This window comes from Labilithrix luteola, from assembly GCF_001263205.1.
Classification (GTDB): domain Bacteria; phylum Myxococcota_A; class Polyangia; order Polyangiales; family Polyangiaceae; genus Labilithrix; species Labilithrix luteola.
The window spans coordinates 7421085-7438689 of record NZ_CP012333.1 but is presented as its reverse complement, the minus strand read 5'-3'; the positions used below and the strand labels follow the sequence as shown (position 1 = coordinate 7438689).

General features: G+C 66.4%; 12 protein-coding genes. 6 read left to right on the top strand and 6 right to left on the bottom strand.

Annotated elements, in window-relative coordinates; translation table 11 throughout:
* Nucleotides 1–20: 20 nt before the first annotated feature.
* Together AKJ09_RS32295 and AKJ09_RS32290 are read right to left on the bottom strand one after the other, a co-directional pair.
* Entirely contained in the window at nucleotides 21–1421 is a 1401-nt protein-coding gene (locus AKJ09_RS32295; RefSeq protein ID WP_146651707.1) for an APC family permease, read from the bottom strand.
* 207 nt (nucleotides 1422–1628) lie between these two features.
* Nucleotides 1629–2165 carry a hypothetical protein gene (locus tag AKJ09_RS32290; protein ID WP_146651706.1) on the bottom strand — a complete coding sequence of 179 codons (537 nt, stop codon included), beginning with the start codon at nucleotides 2163–2165 and terminating at the stop codon, nucleotides 1629–1631.
* Nucleotides 2166–2660: 495 nt separating this feature from the next.
* On the opposite strand from AKJ09_RS32290, the gene AKJ09_RS32285 reads away from it, so the two are divergent.
* Genes AKJ09_RS32285 through AKJ09_RS32275 form a run of 3 tightly spaced genes read left to right on the top strand, consistent with a single transcriptional unit; the run spans nucleotide 2661 to nucleotide 10512 of the window.
* On the top strand, nucleotides 2661–6494 hold the full coding sequence (locus AKJ09_RS32285; protein ID WP_146651705.1) for an AsmA family protein: 3834 nt from the start codon (nucleotides 2661–2663) through the stop codon (nucleotides 6492–6494).
* Complete coding sequence (locus AKJ09_RS32280) at nucleotides 6491–7030, top strand: DUF1318 domain-containing protein (RefSeq protein ID WP_205633866.1); 540 nt, start codon at nucleotides 6491–6493, stop codon at nucleotides 7028–7030. The genes AKJ09_RS32285 and AKJ09_RS32280 overlap by 4 nt, the downstream gene beginning before the upstream one ends.
* Complete coding sequence (locus tag AKJ09_RS32275) at nucleotides 7024–10512, top strand: PD40 domain-containing protein (RefSeq protein ID WP_146651704.1); 3489 nt, start codon at nucleotides 7024–7026, stop codon at nucleotides 10510–10512. Before AKJ09_RS32280 ends, AKJ09_RS32275 begins: the two co-directional genes overlap by 7 nt.
* A gap of 154 nt (nucleotides 10513–10666) precedes the next feature.
* Here the strand turns inward: AKJ09_RS32275 and AKJ09_RS32270 are convergent, their stop codons facing one another.
* The 3 genes from AKJ09_RS32270 to AKJ09_RS54435 form a co-directional block, all read right to left on the bottom strand.
* Nucleotides 10667–11821 (bottom strand): hypothetical protein, encoded by a 1155-nt coding sequence (locus AKJ09_RS32270; RefSeq protein WP_146651703.1) that lies wholly within the window; start codon nucleotides 11819–11821, stop codon nucleotides 10667–10669.
* A gap of 119 nt (nucleotides 11822–11940) precedes the next feature.
* A complete protein-coding gene (locus AKJ09_RS32265; protein WP_146651702.1) occupies nucleotides 11941–12492 on the bottom strand; it encodes a hypothetical protein in 552 nt (183 codons plus the stop codon).
* Between the two features lie 147 nt (nucleotides 12493–12639).
* Nucleotides 12640–13533, bottom strand: a complete 894-nt coding sequence (locus AKJ09_RS54435; protein ID WP_205633865.1) for a YciC family protein — start codon at nucleotides 13531–13533, stop codon at nucleotides 12640–12642.
* Nucleotides 13534–13664: 131 nt separating this feature from the next.
* Here AKJ09_RS54435 and AKJ09_RS32255 point away from each other — a divergent pair, with 131 nt between their 5' ends.
* Together AKJ09_RS32255 and AKJ09_RS32250 are read left to right on the top strand one after the other, a co-directional pair.
* Nucleotides 13665–14417 (top strand): hypothetical protein, encoded by a 753-nt coding sequence (locus AKJ09_RS32255; RefSeq protein WP_146651701.1) that lies wholly within the window; start codon nucleotides 13665–13667, stop codon nucleotides 14415–14417.
* A gap of 352 nt (nucleotides 14418–14769) precedes the next feature.
* A complete protein-coding gene (locus tag AKJ09_RS32250; RefSeq protein ID WP_146651700.1) occupies nucleotides 14770–15462 on the top strand; it encodes an alpha/beta hydrolase in 693 nt (230 codons plus the stop codon).
* A 21-nt stretch (nucleotides 15463–15483) separates the two neighbouring features.
* Here AKJ09_RS32250 and AKJ09_RS32245 read toward each other — a convergent pair whose 3' ends face one another.
* Complete coding sequence (locus tag AKJ09_RS32245; RefSeq protein WP_146651699.1) at nucleotides 15484–15963, bottom strand: 3-hydroxyacyl-ACP dehydratase FabZ family protein; 480 nt, start codon at nucleotides 15961–15963, stop codon at nucleotides 15484–15486.
* 118 nt (nucleotides 15964–16081) lie between these two features.
* Here AKJ09_RS32245 and AKJ09_RS32240 point away from each other — a divergent pair, with 118 nt between their 5' ends.
* Nucleotides 16082–17467 carry a hypothetical protein gene (locus AKJ09_RS32240; protein ID WP_146651698.1) on the top strand — a complete coding sequence of 462 codons (1386 nt, stop codon included), beginning with the start codon at nucleotides 16082–16084 and terminating at the stop codon, nucleotides 17465–17467.
* Nucleotides 17468–17605: the final 138 nt, after the last annotated feature.

The following is a 17605-nucleotide window of genomic DNA, read 5'->3' as shown; positions in this document are numbered from 1 at the left end:
CGCAGGGAGCCCCGAACGCGTCAGGCGACCGGCGTACGAGCTACGACCGGCGCCCAATCCGCCTTGCGAAAGGCGAGGAGGTAGAACGGCACGCTCGAAAGGCTGCCCACGACGAGCGTGAGCAAGACGACGTAGCGCGCGTGGTGATGGATGGGCAGCGCGGCGGGAGGCAGAAGACCGAGGACGAACCCCGCAGCGCAGGCAACACCACCGAGCGCGGCCAGCGCAGGCAGCAGCGGCGCCCGGAATCCTCGGTGCGTCGACGCCCGCACTTTGCGCAGGCGGATCGCGGCCAGGAACATGATGACGTACATCACGATGTAGAGTTCGGTCGTCGCGGCTTCGAGCACCCAGTAAACCTCGTTGACGTTCCGAACGACGACGAATGCCGCGGCAATCAACATGACGAGCGCCGCCTGGACCGCGAGCACTCCCGTGGGGGCGCCCTGGCGATTGGTTCGCTGGAAGAACGGCGGCAGAAGACCTCGCCGGCCAACGGCGAGCATGCCGTGGCTCGGGCCCGACATCCACGACACCACCGTCCCCAGCGCGGCGAGGATGTAGAGACTGGCCATGATCGGCGTGGCCCAGCGCACCTGGAACGTGCGGAAGTAGTGATCGAAGGCCTGCATGAGGCTCGCGCTGAGCACGATTCGGTGGTTCACGACGGCAATCGCCGTCCCAAGGCTCGACGTGACGAAGACGACGAACGCGAGAATCGCCATCAGCGCCATCGATTTGGGATATCCGCGCTCGGGAGACCGCATCTCGCGCGCGTGGACGGCGGTGACCTCGACTCCGCCGTAGGCGAGGAAGTTGCCGACGACGAGCACGAGGCCTCGGAAGCCGTGCCCCGGAGGCACTACGTGGTGACGGTCGAGGGGCACGGCCGAGCGGTGCCCCGACTTCAAATAGACGGCTGCGAGGACGGCGAGGAGCAGGGTCGGTAACGCAATACCGACAACGGCCGTGATGGTCGCAAACCGGGCGGCGCGGCGAATGCCACGCATCGAGACGAGCGTGGCGCCGCCGAAGCAGAGGACGACCACGGCGGCGTTGAACGTGCCGTTGCGAGCGAGCTCGGGATCGATGAGGAATGCGAGATCCCCTGCGACGAACGAGAGCAGGAGCGGGCAAAAGAGGACGTTCTGCATCCACTGCTGCCACGCGGCGCTGAACGCCCAGCGCTCGCCGAACGCCTCGTGCACCCATTCGAAGATGCCGCCCTTCCAGGTGCTCCCGAGCTCCGCAGACACGACCGCCGCGGGCAGCAGAAAGACGAGCGCGGGAACGACGTAGAGCACGATGCAACCAAGCCCGTACTCCGCGAGGGCGCCGGTGTTCGAGAAGTTGATCACCGTGGAGGCCGAAAAGAGCCCCATGGCGACCCACGACATGCCTCGTCGCGCGGTTGTAGCCATCGTCGCTCTTCCCAGTTAGGGACCACGTCCCGTCCCGCAACGCGGCGGATGCGCCCGCTTTCGCGGCATCAACGCCTATGCTCGGGCTCTCTGCGCCCCGCGCGCATACGCACGGATCACGGAGCACGAGGCCGCGCTTCGCGACCAACGTCACGAAGCGCGGCACCCTGCGAGCCCGACGTTCAGGCTCGTAGGCCCACTACCCGACTACTTCTTGCACTCGGTCATCTTCACGCACTGGCCCTTGCGGCCCTTGTTGCACTCGCTCATGCCGATGACTTCCTTCTTGCCGGCGGCGTCGCAACAGCACGCATCCTTGGCGGGCTCGGCAGGGGCAGGCGCAGCGGCGCAGCGCTCCTTCTTCACGCATTGGCCTTTGCGGACCTTGTTGCACTCGCTCATCGCGATGCTCACGAGCGGCTGGCCGGTGACTTCGCAGCAGCAGTCCTGCGGGCCGCCCGACGTGCCTGCGTCCACGGCGGCAACGCCCGCGTCGGCCGCAGCGAGACCGGCATCGACGCTTGCCACCGCGCCGTTCGCTGCAGCAGGCTGCGCCGCCTTGGCTTGCGCAGGAAGCGGATCGGAAGAGGGAACCGCAGGAGCCGCCGCGTCGACCGCGACGACGACTGCCGCGTCGGCGATGGCCACGGAGGTGCCGACGGGCGCCTCTTCCTTCTTCTGACAGCCAAACACCATGGAAAGCGCGCACACGCCCACGACCGCAACGATTCGAATCGAAGCCATCATTCCCTCCGCCGCTCGGGGCACCCCCCGGCGCAACGACGATACTTCGGGTCGCCTCAGAACTCCAAAAAGCTCGGCCATTGTCGTGTGGCGCCCGACGCGTCCCCGACCGAGACGCGCCTACCGGTCTACGTCGACACGGCGTTCTCATCGCGCGAAGCACGAGCGTGAGGTGCAGTACTTCAAACGCCACTGACGAGGTCGATCCAACGCGCTCGAGCCGTTGCATCGGGCAACGCTCGTGACAGCGACACACCGGCACCGACATCGATCGGTCACGCTCGCGTCTTTCATCGCTCGAACAAGTCTTCACATCACCGCGCGCGCGACCGGTCCGACACGTTCGCTTTCGACGACGAGCCACGAACGCCATCGCATGGATGAGTTCGCGTCACGTCCGTGTGTGCGCTCTGCGGTCGCGTTGACTCGGAAATTTCCGAGGACAACCCCGGATCGACGTAGCAAGGACGCTAGAATTCATCGCACTTCACGGCGATGTCTCGGAAACCGCTCCCGCGCATGGAATCGAACGCGAACGAATCGCGTCGACGCGCGCGAGTCGGCCGGTGGGTGCTGCGTGGGCTCGTCGCCCTCGGCGCCCTGGTCGTGCTCCTCGTCGCCTCCGTCTTTGCCATTCTCCAGAACCTCGAACGCCCCGTCGTCAAACGCCGGATCCAGTCGGCCGTCCAGTCGACCATGGGCATCGAGATCGACTATCGCGCCATCCGCTTCACCCTCCTGCACGGCCTTGCCGTCGACGATGTCGTCGTGCGCTCGCCGGCGGAGTTCCGCAGCATCGCTCCGGAGCTCGCACGCATCGGCCACGTCGAAGCCCGCTGGTCGATGGCGCTCTTTACGGGCGCTGGTCGTAGAGTCGAACACGTCGCGCTCTCGAACGTCGCGCTGACGATGGCGATCGACGAACACGGCAAGACGTCGCTCGACGCGCTGTCTCCGTCTTCGCCCGCTCCCGCGCCGCCTGCGCCCAGCACGCCTCTCTCGAAGAAGCCGCGCGAGCTCCTTGCTCTGGCTCCGCTCCTTCCCGCGGCGGACGTCCGCGACGTCACGATCAAGGTCGTGCGCATCGTCGCGGGCGAACGTGGCCCCGTGGTCGAACGCGACGAGCTTCGAGGGCTCCAGCTGCACGTCCACGCGGAGCCAGTCGCCGACGAATGGCACGTTCGCGCAAGTCTCGGCTCCGGCGAGACGCCTGTCGAGCTCGGCCTCTCACGCACGCTCGACGACGCGCCGGCGGGTGAAGCCGTCGCCAAGCTCCATCTGAACGCCGATGCGACCGCGGACGATGTCGTGGCGACGCTCGACGTCCAGCTCGCCAAGCAAACTTTCGGGCCGCAGCTCGCGGTCACGCACCTCGCCCACGTCGAAGCGCGCAGTCACTTCGACGAAGCGGCAGGCAAGACGACGATCACCCTGAATCGCGCGACGCTTGCGGACGACATTGCCAGCAGCGAGGCCTCGATCGACTTGCCCGATCATGGCGCGCCGCTCCTTCGTCACGCCGAAGGCCAGATCGACTTTGCGCGACTGGTCGCGCTCTTGCCACGCGCACTCGTTCCCCTCGAGGCGCGCATCGGGCGTGGGCAACTCGAGTATCGAGTCGACGGCCTCGACCTCGAGGCACTGCCTCGGCTGAACGAAGGTTCGAAGGCCAGCGTCGAGGGAGACCTCGCAGGAATCGAAATTCCCGAGGTCGCGCGCATCGCCTCGGCGAAGCTCTCGGCACGCATCGAGCCGGGCACGAGCGACAGCCTCCGCGCACGTGCAAACGTCGATCTCGAGAGCGCCGAGGCGAAGGTGAGCGGCCGAAGTGTTCGGGTCGATGGGCTGAAGGTCGAAGCCGACGCGACCCAAATCAAGGGCGGCGTGCTGAACGGCAACGTCTCGCTCGCGCTCTCCACGCTCGACGCCGCGGGCGCAGAACGCATTGCCGCAAAGGGTGCGAAGCTCGGCGTGCGCTTCGGTGACCTCGTCGTCGACGCGGACGCGCCGCTCGCCACGCGCGGCGACGTCACCATTACGAGCGAGGTGGGCACGCTCGACGTTCGAACGCCCGGGAACCGAACCACGCTCGAGCGACTTTCGCTCCGCGCCCATGCCGCCCCGACGGGACGAGAGCCCCTCGCGTTCGATGCCGACCTCCGCACGGGCCTCGCGGAGTCGCGAGACGCGGCGGGCAAGAGCCTACTTCGAGCACCGCTCCGCGTGGCGGTCGCGACGAGCGAGCTCTTCCTCGATGCCAAGCAGCCTAGCTCGAGCCGCGGCAAGGCGAAGGTCGTCGTCGGCGCGGACGGTCTGGAGATGACCGCGGAGCTGACGAAAGGGCGTGACGCGCTCGACTTCGACGTCGACGCGAAGTCTCCGCATCTGGGGATCGTCCGTTCGCTTCTGCCGAGCGAGCTGGCGAAGAAGCTCCCCATCGAACGAATCGGGCTCGCACTGCGCTCGCGCGGACGCGTCGAGAAGCTCGCAAGCGCGGCTCCGTCGCTCGAGCAACACACGGAAGTTCGCCTCGAACGCCCGGCTTTCGACACCAGCAGCGCCCGTGCGCTGTCGCTCGTGCTCGACTCGAAGGGCGATGCACTGCGCAACGTCATCGACGGCGATTTGCGCGCCGAGGGGCTGACCATCGCAGGCACGGCGCCGAGCGACGACCACATGACCTTCGGCGCAACGATCGACCGCGAACTACCGTCGCTCGCCGTCCATTTCGATGCGACCGGCCGTTTGCAGGCGAAGCTTGCCACGACGCTCGGCTTCGATCGGTCCCGCCGCGCGCTTACGTTCGACATCGAGGGAACGGCCGCACGGCTTGCCGCCCTCGCCCCGCTCGTGGCGAGCGTCCGCGGTGCGCGCGCGCTCGATCTCTCGAAGCTCGAGGGAAGCGTCTCGGCGCATGGGGCGCTCCTTGGCGCCGTCTCCGACGTCGATCGCGATGGCAACGTGAAGTTCGAGCCCGCGCTCGGACGCTCGGCCGGCCTCGACGGCACCCTCGCGCTGAAGGCCAACCACGTCGCGTGGAACGGCGGCGGCACCACCTTCGCCGCACCGGCAATCGCCATCGAGGCCAAGCTGCGCACGGATGGAGAACGACGCACGGTCGAAGGTCGGCTCGATACCGACGAGCTCCACTTCGTCAGCGGCCCGCACACGTTCCAAGCCGGCGGCCTGCACGACGAATTCGCCGTGACCTTCGCCGGAGATCTCGCGGATCCCGAGATCGAATCCAAACAAGCCATCGCCGCGCAGGTGCTCGAACAGGACGTCCTGCCCACGTATCCCGTCGGGAATGCCGCGGTCGCCCTCGCCTTCCGTCGCAGCCGCGACGGCGTCATCCACCTCTCGAATTTCGAAATGGTGAACGGCGCCGGGGGAACGTCTCTCGCACTGAAGGGCGCCATCGACCCGAGCGAGGAGCAAAAGCGACTCTCGCTCAGGGGAGATCTTCGCCAGAATCTCGCCCTCCTCTCGAATGCGCCGCAGCGCTTCTCTGGGCGCGGCACTGCGAACGTGACGTTGCGCGTGGAGTCCCCGGACCTCGCGACGTTCCGCACCATCGCCGACGTTCGCGTCGAGCGCGCCGATCTCCGGCTCCCGGGCTACGGCGTGGTGATCGAAGAGGCCGACGGAGAAGTGCCGATCACCATCGCGGTGCGGGCGGGTCCGCACGGCATCCGCATGATGCGTGAAGACAAGGACAATCCCTATTCGTCGCTGCGTTTCGCCGACCAACATCCACTGCTCAGCCGCAGCAGCTTCATCTCGATTCGGCGCCTGACGACGCCGCTCGTCACGGTGGCGCCGATCGCCGGCAATCTCCAGATCGAGCAGAACATCATCTCGCTTCGCCAATTCGAGATCGGCCTTCGCGGAGGCCGTGTTACTGGGCAGTGTGCGCTCAACTTGAACGGCGAGAAGTCGACGCTCGACATGCACCTTCGTGCCGACGGTGTGCAGTCGTCGCACGGCGAGCCCTTCACCGGGAGCGCCGCGATCGCCGTCTCTGCGGGCGATCACAACATCGAAGGACGCGCCGACATCCTGCAGATCGGCAAGCGCCACCTCCTTGATCTCCTGGACCTCCAGGATCCCTTCCATACCGACGCCTCGATCAACAAGATTCGCAGCGCGATGACCTTCGGTTATCCGGACCGCCTCCGCGTCACCTTCAATCACGGGTTCGCGGGCGTGCACGTGACCTTCGGTGGACTTGCCGGGCTCGTGAGCGTCGGAGACATCCGCGGAATACCGATTGGGCCACTCATCGACCGATTCGTCGCCCCCCTCATGCCAGCGAAAGACGAGCCATGATTCGCGTTCTTCCCCTTTCCGTGATCCTCGCGCTGTCCGTGGGGTGCATTCGCGCCCCCGAGATCGTGATGGTCGACCGCGGAACGGCCCTCGAACAGCAGGCGGCGGGTTCGTTCGGTGAGCTCGAGCGAAAGTTGAGTCGGACGAGCATCGAAGCGCGCCCCGTTCCGCTCACGCCGAAGCAATTCGCAGAGCTCGGGATCAAGCCCCTGCCCCTCCAGGACACGAGCGAGCTCACCGACGCCGACCTGGTCGACGGACTTCTGATCCAGCACTGCATCGGCGAGGGCCGGAACGGATTGCTCGTCGATACCCACGGCGCCTGCATCGGAGCCGCCGATCACGCCGAGGCCCTCGAGCTCATCGAACGAGTGAATCAGGCGCGCGTGCAGCTCTGGCGCTGGATGCACGAGCAGCGCAAAGACGCGTCGGTCGACGACCTTCGCCGCACGTGGCGTGAAGTCCACGCGCGCGGCGTGGTGTGCGGAGGCTGGATGGAAGCTGAACCCGGCAAGTGGGACAGCAAACAATGCTGAAGCGCGCGCTGCTCTCGCTCGCCGCCACCACCGCGCTCGTCGCGAGCGCCACGTCGGCGCACGGACAAGACGAAGAGAAGGACGGACTGCGACGGCCGGAAAGGCTCACGGTCGGCGTCGCCGATCAGTTCCTCGGCCAGCTCGCCCCCGACAAGAAGACGCTCTACTTCTCGTCCAACCGGAACACCACGAACGAGATCTACAGCCAGAACGTCGACGACGGACGCGCTCATTTGTTGTTCGACGAGGGGGCCGAGGTCACTTGGCCGCGCGTGAGCCCCGATGGCAAGTCGATCCTCTACGTTTCGTACAGCGATCGAGCGACCGGCCAGCTCTGCGTTCGTGATCTGCCTTCGGGCAAGGGCCGGCGCTGCCTCGAAGACGGATCTGCGGCGCTCCTCGCCGAGTGGATCGATGCGAAGCGCATCGTGCTCGTCGCACGCACGTCGATCGACGGCGATCTGCGCGTCCACGAGGTGAACGCCGGCTCGCGCCTCTCGACACGCCCCATTCTCGATCGCAACATCTCGAGCCCCGCCGTATCCCCCGATGGCAAATGGCTCGTCTACGTTCCCGTCGAGCGCTCGAGCGACCGTGTTGGCCCCGCCTTCGCCGCTCATGCCGCACAACGGCTCGAGGCGGTACGTCTCGATCGTCCCGGTACGCCGCTCGCGATTCCCATCGACGTCCCCGGGCTCACGGGCCAACCCGCGTTCTCGAAAGACGGTCGTTATCTCTATTTCGTCCAGTTCTTCAGCGATTCGAACCGCGACGGCGTTGTCGACGGAAGCGACCATGGCGTTCTCTTCCGGGTCCCGCTTTCTTTCGGCCAAGACGGCCAAGGCGCACCCGTCGTCGGAGCCGCGAACCAGCTGACCGACGAATCCTGGAATTGCCAATATCCCGCTCCCGCCGCCGACCGCCTCGTCACCACGTGCTCGCGAGGGCGGAACCTCGACCTCTATTCACTGCCGCTCGACGGCGAGGTTCCATCCGATTGGACCACCCAGCACTTGGCCGACGAGATCGAGCTCGCCAGCAAGCATTCGAAGCTCCAGCTTCTCTATTACGAGCGACTCGCGCGGAGCACCACGCCCTCGTCGAAGCGATTCGTCAAGGTTCGTCTCGTCCGTACGCACCTCGCGCTCGAAGAGTTCGGGGCCGCCGAGTTCTACGCCAAGCACATCGCGGCCGCGGGTGACCCGGACAGCCTAGGACTCTCCCAACCGCTGCTCGTCCTCGTCGATCACCGCAAGGCTCTACGTCAGCGCGAACGTGGCCGCATCGTCGAGAACTTCGACGAGCGAGCACGCGCGCGGATGGCAAGCCTCGAGGTCAAACCGGGCGACACGTCGGCGGCCGCGGCTCTGACGCGGGTCGTCCGAAGTGAAATTGCCGATACGATCGGTGACAAAGCGCGTGCGCGTGCCGAGCTCGAGGCGGCGCCGATTGCTGGAAAAACACCCCGCGCGGTGCTCGAGGCGTACTACGAGCAGGCCGACGCGCTCTATCGCGAGCTCGACGACCGCGAGGCACTCGTCACGGCATGCCGGCAGCTTGCCTTGCACCCGCAACTCGCCGAAGAAGACCGGCTCCGCTACGCGCGAGCCGCCGTTCGCGCGATGGTTCGGGGCCTTCCCTATGCGGATGCCGAAGCGCGCCTCGAGCGTGAACGAGCGACAGCCCCGGCCGACTCGGAGTTGGCCTTCGCGCTGTCGCTCGGACGCGCGCTGCTCACGATTCGTGACGCGCGTCCCGGCAAGGCCGCCAAGGCCGTTCTCGTCGAGATGTACCAGAAGGAGACGCGCATCGACCGCCGGCGCGCGATCATGCTCGATGCCGTCCAGCGCGCCACCCAATACGGCGCCGATCCGATCATCGAAGGATTGGCCGAGCATTACGTGGATAGCGTCGATGCGGCGGCCCAGGAGAGGCGACGCGCCGAACGGCTCTACACGCAGGTCATCGTCGGCCGCGCCTTTCGCCGCCGCGCCGCGCAGAAGTACGACGAAGCGCGAGCGGACTTCGAAGCCGTGGCGAAACGAACCGGCTCGCTCGAGGCGGTGGTAGGCGCCATCGATTTGCGCCTGCGCGCGGGTGAGTCCACCGCGGCGATTCGAGCCGAGTACGATGCACGCCGGCAGTCCGGCGAAGTGAAGCTCGCGAACTTCGTGACCGCTTATCTGCTTTCCTGCGACCTCCGTAAACTGGAGGGCGACGAACACGGGAATGCCGTCAGCCAGGCGATCGCCGCGCTCAAGGCGTCGTGGTCGGAGCTGAAGAAGCAGTGCATGGCGCAATCGCTCTACGGAGCGCTCCAGCACGCCGAATACCTGCGAACACGCGATCTCGCGCTGGCCGAGAAGGCAGGCACGCACTACCTCGTAGCGCTCGAGCTGGTCGGCACGAATCAGCGCTACAAGGCGATGGTTCTCGGTCAACTCGGCCTGCTTCATACCGAAGTAGGCAATTACCGAATTGCGCTCGCCTACCTGCAGGACCGTGATCGACTTCCCTACGCCGAGAACTCGGAGGGCTTCGCTGTCCGGCTCGCCAAGGCGCGCTGCCACCTCCACGTCGGTCACGAGAAAGACGCCGCGGACGAAGCCGACGAAGCGCTGGCCATGACCGAGAGCGCCCAGCGTCTCGCACAGTATCGAATCCTCGCGCTCGATCGTGCGGCTCTTTACAACCTCTCCGCCAATCGCTTCGAACGCGCACTCGCGCTCTACGACGAGGAGCTGAAACGGCTCGAGTCCGACGCGAGCCCGATGGCAGCACGCAATCGGTTCGTTGCACGCCTCGCCCGGGCCGCCGCCGCACTCGGCGCAGAGCAGCCCAACCGCGCGCTGGCTGACCTCGACGCGGTCGATCGTGGGCTCTCCGATCCAGGACTCTCGGCAAACCTCGGATGGCCACACGCCACGAACGAGCAGGTCGTTCGCTCGTATCGGCTCATCACCTCGGGTCTCCGGGCTCGAACGCTGCAGAAGATCGGACAGCTCGACGGCGCCGCGCGTTCGCTGGAGACACGGCGCGCACTGCTCGAAGCCGAGCTCGCGGCCACGGGACGCGAGGAGTTCGTTCGTCTCCTTGCGCTCCTCGAAGCCCAGCGCGCGGACATCGCCATCGAGCGACGCGACGAGAAGACCGCCGCCGCCGCGCTGAAGAAGGCCCTCGAGCACGCCGACAATCTCCACGACCTCTCGAAGGGAGCGGTCGACAGAGACCAGCTCGACGTCTTGTGGCTCGCCGCCCAGAGCAACGTGCTCTCGCATACGCCGGTCTCGAGCGATCTTCCCAATCGCCTCGGCAAGGCTGGAAAGCTCGTCTCCACGCCAGCCACGCCGGTCAATCGCAGCTACGCGCGCATGTTCGAGATCTACGAGACGCTCACCGGGCCGCTCGTAAAGGGCGATTCGCACGACGCTCCCGCGTCGCCTCCCCCTGCCGGCGAACGGGACAGCGCCGCGGCTCGGTGATCCAAGCCGAATGCGCCCGACCGGCCACGAGGGCTGGTGGGCGCATTCCCGTTCGACGAGGACGCTTGGTATCAGTGCTTCGACGGCGGAGCCGCTGCAGGCTTCGCGGCCGATGCAGCCGCCTTTTCCGCCGGAGCGCCGGTGTTCGCGCTCGTCAGCGAGACCGCCGACGTACCACTCGGCCCCCCGAAGCGCTGCGGGCGATGTCGAGGTGGAAGCCGTAGCCGCCCTTGACCTTGTCACGTGCGAAGTCGCGGACGTTGATCGTGTAGGTGCCAGGCTCGAAGGTCTGGGTGACGGTGGCGTTCGCACCAGGCGAGCCGCCATCGTTGTACCCAACCTGCTTGCCGCTCGCGTTCTTGATCGTGAGCGCGGCGTCGATCGGGTGCTTCACGTTCGGCTGCTTCACCGTGACCGTGTACTCACCGGCGGTGGTGACGGTCCATTTCATGTCGTAGCCATCGCGCTCGTACATGCGACCGTCGCAAGCGACCACCTCCGCGCCGAGCGTGCTCGGACACGAGCTGCCTGCACTCGGCGGCTTGCCGAAGACACCGAGAGCCGTACCGGAGACGAGAAGCGCGCCGCCGACCGCGTAGCCGAGCACCATGTTGCGCTTCGTCGCCTTGGCGAGCGCACCGCGCCCCTTCGAAGAGAGCAGCAGCTTACCTTTGCCGAGGCCCTTCGGCGTGCCAAGCGTGGGACCGCTCGCGCCGACGCCAAGAGCTCCGAGCGCGTACAGGTTCGGCGACGCTTCGACGATGCGCTCGACACCCTCGAACCCGGTGGTTCGCCCGTCGGTGTCGACGATGAGCGGCGTGTTCATCTGGAAATCGCCAAACTGCAGCGTGTTCGGAATCAGGCCCAGCGCGCCCACGTTGACGCCGCTCGAGAACGACTTGTCGAACGAGGCATCCGGACGCTCCGTCGCGTCGACGAAGACGGTCGACCCGCCTTCCTGCAGCGAGAAGACAGCGCCCTTGTACTCGCTGAAGACGTTCGAGCCGCCCTTCTTCGTCTCGGTGCCGTTCTCGGTGCGTTCGGTCTTCTCCCATTTGCGCTCGACCGTGATCTCGTACGCGAGGCAAGGCTTGCCGCTCATCGGTGCCGTCAGCAAACCTTGCTGGCCAACAGCGCCTTCGGTCGACACGAGGCCCTTGGCGTCGGCGGCGCCGAGCCCCAGCTTGGAGATCTCCGAAGGTGCGCGGTACGGAACGGCGTTCATCTTCTTGCCCTTCAGCATCTGAAGAACACCGACGATCACGCCAACGAGACCAAGAACTGCAAGGAACCACCCCACGACACTCATCGAATCCTCCTCGCCCCTCGCTCGGTTTGTCCGTGCGTTCGTGGGCAAGGGTGGTTTACGGAGCGCGCCTGGACATCTTCCCTCGCGCTCCGTCGATCTCGTTCGACCAGTGCTGAACGTCAGTCGGAGAGCTTCGTGAGCGCGAGCTTCTCGATTGGCGTTTCGTACTGAACGAACGTCGTTCCGGAGAGCTCGAAGCATCCTTGTTTGGTCGCGAACGAGTCGTCGGGACAACGCGTGACCTCGCGAGGCCTCAGGGTGACCTGGCACAGCACCTTTCCGTCGTCCTTCCGCTGCTCTTTGCTCTCGAGCACCGTGTAGCCATCCTCGCCCACGCGAGCTTTTGCGGTGACGCCAACGATCTCCGAGGACTGGCCATCGGACAACGTGCACCGCGTCGCCAGCGTCACGGAGGATTGCGAGAACTGGAAGCGGACGTCGAACGTCACGCCGTTGCTTTGGATGGTCCCTCCCCACAGGCCAAGGAGCGAATCCGGTGTTGCATCGGCCGAAGGCCCGGAAAAGAGCCCTGCGAACTCGGACGATGAACCCGAACCCGAGCCCGAATCTGAGCCCGAGCCCGAGCCGTCGGAATCCGAGCAGCCCATCGCGAGGCTGCCCATCGCCATCACGAACCCCAGCGCGTAGCCACGAACGAATCGAAGTGTCACTTGGTACCTCCGCGCACGCCCTACGCAAGCGGAGTACCAGTCACTTCGAAGTGCTCTTTCTTCGAGCCATTGCAGTGACGCGCCGGCGTCGTCTCGTGACCGAAGCGCCAGAAAGGCGCTACGAGCGACGCGACGCCCAGCGAAGCGTCAGCTGCCCGAGCCGAAGCCGCCGGGAGGCGGATTGCCGTACGTGCCGGGCGGGCCGTAGCCGCCGTAGCCGCCCGGCGGGCCGTAGCCGCCCGGCGGGCCATAGCCGCCGGGCGCGGGATAGCTTCCCGAGAAGGCGCCGGGACCAGGTTGGTTGGCGCTCGGCGCGTTCAGTCGGCCGCTCACGTGGAGATACGCGAGCGCGGTCGCGATCGACGCCACCGGGAGGGCCGCGAGAAGGCCGATGCCGCATGCCGCCAAGCCGAGGAGGCCAACGAGAGCGAGGAGGAAACCGAAGCCGAGGAGATCGAACTTCTGTCCCTTGGTGGCCTGCCAGCTCGCACTCATGGCTTCGACCGGCCCCATGTTCTGGTCGACGACGAAGTACGACGTGAACATGAAGCCGAGCGCGAGAATGACGCCCGGCACGATCAGGGCCAAGAACCCGAGACCGACCGCAAGCCCCGTGAGGAACGTTGCGCCGAGCATGGGAAGAAACCAGGTGCCGCCGGAGAAGACGTCGCTGAACGATGCCTCTTCACCACGCGCAATCTTCAGATAAGTGCGAATCAGACCGCCTTGGAGGAAGGCCGTCAGAACCCACCCGACCAGCGACGCGCCGAGGCTCAAGAACGTGAGCGTCAGGTCCCCCTGCTGGAACACGCCCGAGATTTCGAGCACGCGTGGAACCATTCCGGGCACCTGCCCGAGAATCCCCGTCACGAGGAACGCGGCAATCAAGAGGCCAGGCGCCTTCTGGAAGCGCTCCCAGGCCGTTCCGACGAGGCCGGTTGCCGTCCATGGGGCCGGGCCCGACGACTGCGGGGTGCCGTAAGGGTTCGGCGATGATGACCCAGGGTGGTTCATGGCGGGCGGTGCGTAGGGATTGTTCATGGTCACGTGCCTCTCGCGAATCGCGCGGAGCAAGGAAAGCAGAGAATTTCCCCGACGCGACTGAAATCGACACGTCACTCTCGCGCGCACGCTCGTCACCGATTCGATGGGGACGATATCGTGGCGTCCCCGTGCGCCCCACTACCTTCCTCTCGACGTTCGCTCTCTTCTCCTCGATGACCGCTTGCGCGTCGTCGCCACCGCCCACTCCCGCCCAACCGACGACGCCCGCGGCCAGCGCCACGTCGGAGGCTACCTCGGCGCCTGAACCCGCCGCGGCGGCGGGGCCTGCCGCGAAGTCCATTCCGATGAGCTGCGCGACCGATGGCGGCCTCTGCGTGCCGGAGCCTGCGTTCGTGAAGCGCCTGTGCGCGGGTTCCTTCCCCGACGTGGGCCTCTTGCTCATGTCGAAGGACGCGCCGTTCGCGCGCATGTACATGCGTGGCGACACCGATGGCTGGAACGCCGATGGCGGAGCAAGTGCACGCGCGCGCCTCTACACCGATGAAGAGATGCTCGTCCTGAAGCGTCGAGCCCCTGCCACGAACGGGATCGTCGTTGGCTCCGGCGGAGCGAGCTTCCTCGTCATGCGATGGGACGGCAACTGCTACACGCTCGACGAAGGGGAGCTCTCCACCAAGGCTCCGCGCTCACCGCGTCACGCGTCGCTCCCTTTCCGCTTCTATTCGGAGCAGACGAAGAAGGCGCTTCTCGAACGCCCGAAAATCCTCGCTGCCTATCAAGCGCGCGGCAAGGAGTGCAAAGGCGCGATGAGCGGCGAAGTATCGAAAGCATGCGAACGCGCCGACGCTGCACTCTCTGCGGCGATCGTCGGCGAGATCCGCGCAGGGCTCACGATCCCCACGCCCGAAACGATTCCCTAGGCGATCTCTAGCGGCGTAAGTATTGACTGCAGCCTGACTGCAGGTCTCCGTGAAGATCGGAATCGAGGACTCGCGTCATCGCACGAGGACGCGAGTCTGATCCATTTGGGCCAAATCGAAGTACCAGGAGAGACATATTTGCAAGCTTTTGCGTCGGCACGCGTCGTGTAAGGTGCCGCGCCATGTCTGCGCCCACGATGTCTCATGGTCGCGGGGGAGTGGCGAGATTCGCCGGTTGGCTCGTCAGGTTCGTCATGTTCGTTGCGCCGCTCACGGCCGCGCTGCTCTCGTGGTCCTCGGCGAGTGAAGCGAAAGACAAAGAGAAGACGCCGAAAACGACCGTGCAGCCCGCGTGGTGCGCACCCGAGGTCGAGGCGCTGGGGACGACATCTGCTACCTCGACGGAGGTTCGACGAGCGCTCACCGCACGCTCGTCATCTTCCTGCACGGGGCCATCGCGAAGAACACGACGTGGCAGTGGAACCACCAGCGCGGCCTCATGCGCCTCGCCAAGGGACACAACGTCGAAGTGATCTTCCCGCGTTCTCCTCTGACCGACGTGGGCTACGTCTGGCCAGGCTCGATCAAAGAACAAGAGAAGGTCGAACAGCAGCTCATCGACGGCTGGATGGACGCCGAGCACACGCTGGAGCAGCGCACGGGACGTCCGTTCGACGAGGTCTTCGTCATGGGTTTCTCGAGCGGCGCGTACTTCGTGAGCTCACTCGCCATGCGCGGCCGAGCCGACGTCGACGGCTACGCGGCCTTCGCCGGAGGCGTGGGCATGGGCGCGCGCGCCACCCCGGTCGTCCGCTTCTCCCCCGTCTTCGTGGGCGTCTGCGCCGACGACGAGACGAGCCGCGATCACTCACGTGGCTTCGCGGCCTCTCTCGCTGCCGTCGGCATTCCGCGAGCGGTCAACGCGCAGCCCGTCGGCCACGGGCTATCGCATGTTCACTTCGCGTACGCCCTCTCGTATCTCCGACGCGCGAAGAAGGAACGTCTCGCATCGTCCGAGGGCCTTCATTCCTCCGGCGGAACGTGAAATCGGCCGCGCGAGCGACGATTATTCGGATGCGTCGGGGACGCGGCTCCACATCGCCGTTTGGTCGCCTTCGTAGACGAGCTTCTCGGCCTGGGTGAAGCGGAACGTGTAGCGGCCGAGGATGGTCTTCGAGCCGCGACGCAGCTGGGTGGACTTGCACTCGAGGACGAGCGGCTCGCCGGGCGGTGCGAGCGCGTGGAAGCGAGCCGAGGTGATGCGTGCGCCGTAGCCGATCCAGCCTTCGGAGTGCCGCAGGCCGAGGATGTAATACGCGTGGACGAAGCCGAGCATCCCGGTCATGTGCACCATGAGGCCGCCGGAGACGTGGCGCGGGTGCCTGATCGGGTGGACGCGCTGCTCGCGCGTGAGGGGGAGCTCTTCGGTCGTCGGCATGCGTGCGACGACGAGCCCTTCGTCGGCATCGATGCGGAGGATCTCGTCGATGAGAAGCCCACCGGGGCCGTAGGGGCAATCGGCAACGAAGTCGGGATCGAGCGGCATGCGGTGCGCGCAGCATACCCGGCGCCGTGAATCGTCGGCCAAGTGGGACAAATGACGCAACGCATTGCCAGCTACGGCGCAGGTGCTATCGTGGGTGCCCGCGCGACGGCGCATCGTCATGGCGATCGCGGCGCTCCTCACGATCCTCTCGCTCTTCGCTGCCTTCGCGGCAGGTTTCGAGCTTGCCCGAAGAGGGCTCCCGACGGCGCGCCAACGCGCCTTCGTCGCGGCGCTGGCGAGCCAGATTCGACGTTCTGGTCCGCGCATCGCGGTGCGAACCGTCTACAGGCTCGCGCGTCTCCGAAGGCGCGCTCCCCGCGCCGAGGCTCGACCGCTCGCCACCGAGCTTCCGCCTCCGATTCACCCCATCGATGTGCCGAGCGACGACGTCGTCGAGAGCACGCCCGCGCCGACGCCCGCGATCATGGAGCCGCCGCCCGCCTCGACGGACCGGGAATCGATCGTTCGCTACGAGGAGTTCGCGCCGCGCGGCACCAAGTCGACCGAGTTCCACGAGCACGCCGAGCCGTGGCGAGCAGCGATGGCCTCGCTCGGCGAAAGGCTGCACGAGGAGCGCGTCGTCGCCGTGGTGTTCGCGCACGGCACGTTCGTGGGCACCGATCCGCTCTCGGCGTTCACCGCCATCGAGCGCGCGTTGCCGAGTCGACGTCCGTTCGTGAAGGCCCTCCGGCGACGCACGCGCGAGTACGCCGATCGCGTCTTCGGTGATTTCGGCAACTTCGGCGTTCCGTACGTTCGGCTCTTCGAGAAAGCCATCGGCGCCCGCATTCCATGCACCTCGTTCGTGTGGTCATCCGAGAATCACCACCTCGGACGTCTCGACGGCGCGCTGGCCCTCGTGCGCGTACTGGCCACACATGCCGAGCTGGGAGAGCCGGGCGGGCGCATTCTCGTCCTCGGCCATAGCCACGCCGGTCAGGTCTTCGCGCTCGTGACGCAACTGCTCTCCCGATCGCTCGCCGCGGAGGCGATCCTCGACGTGGCCCGTGCGCGGTCGCTCGACGTCAACGCGCTCGACGTGGACCTCGAGGCGCTCGAGCGGACGTCGCTCGACTTCGTCACGTTCGGCTCACCGGTTCGCTACGCGTGGGCCGAGTCGGCGAAGATTCGCTCGCTCCACGTGGCCGGAGACGACTGGGTACGTCGCATCGGAAGCGCCGCCTCGGACTTCCCCGCCCTGGCGCCCTCGGATCGGCGCATCAACGCGGCGCTCGATCCCGCGCTCGGCACCGGGTTCGCGCCCGGCGAGCTCCTTCGCTCGCTCCGCGGAAGCCCCATGCGGCCGACGCACGGTGAGCTCGTGATCGTCGACTATGGCGGAGAACGCCTGGCAAACATGCTCTCTTCCGGGCTCGGCCACGGCGTCTACACGCGGCTCGACGCCATGCTTTTCCATGCAACGCTGGTGACGTCACGTCTCTATCCGTCGACGGCTCTGATGGCGGAATCGACCAGCGACGAACGACGTTGTGCTCCGCTGTGACGCTCGATGTGCCACAGATCAAGCGCGAGCGTATCGGCACGATGAATGAGTGATGAATCGCGCAAGGGCTTGTGCCACTGTTGGCGTCACTTACGACGCGCGTGAGCGCGCGCGACGCGATGCCTGCGCGCTACCGCC

Bases quoted from the DNA above. Each gene is read 5' to 3' on its own strand.
- AKJ09_RS32240 (WP_146651698.1), top strand. From the start codon at position 16,082: ATGGCGATCGCGGCGCTCCTCACGATCCTCTCGCTCTTCGCTGCCTTC.
- AKJ09_RS54435 (WP_205633865.1), bottom strand. From the start codon at position 13,533: ATGAACAATCCCTACGCACCGCCCGCCATGAACCACCCTGGGTCATCA.
- AKJ09_RS32245 (WP_146651699.1), bottom strand. From the start codon at position 15,963: ATGCCGCTCGATCCCGACTTCGTTGCCGATTGCCCCTACGGCCCCGGT.
- AKJ09_RS32280 (WP_205633866.1), top strand. From the start codon at position 6,491: ATGATTCGCGTTCTTCCCCTTTCCGTGATCCTCGCGCTGTCCGTGGGG.
- AKJ09_RS32290 (WP_146651706.1), bottom strand. From the start codon at position 2,165: ATGGCTTCGATTCGAATCGTTGCGGTCGTGGGCGTGTGCGCGCTTTCC.
- AKJ09_RS32270 (WP_146651703.1), bottom strand. From the start codon at position 11,821: ATGAGTGTCGTGGGGTGGTTCCTTGCAGTTCTTGGTCTCGTTGGCGTG.
- AKJ09_RS32295 (WP_146651707.1), bottom strand. From the start codon at position 1,421: ATGGCTACAACCGCGCGACGAGGCATGTCGTGGGTCGCCATGGGGCTC.
- AKJ09_RS32285 (WP_146651705.1), top strand. From the start codon at position 2,661: ATGTCTCGGAAACCGCTCCCGCGCATGGAATCGAACGCGAACGAATCG.
- AKJ09_RS32275 (WP_146651704.1), top strand. From the start codon at position 7,024: ATGCTGAAGCGCGCGCTGCTCTCGCTCGCCGCCACCACCGCGCTCGTC.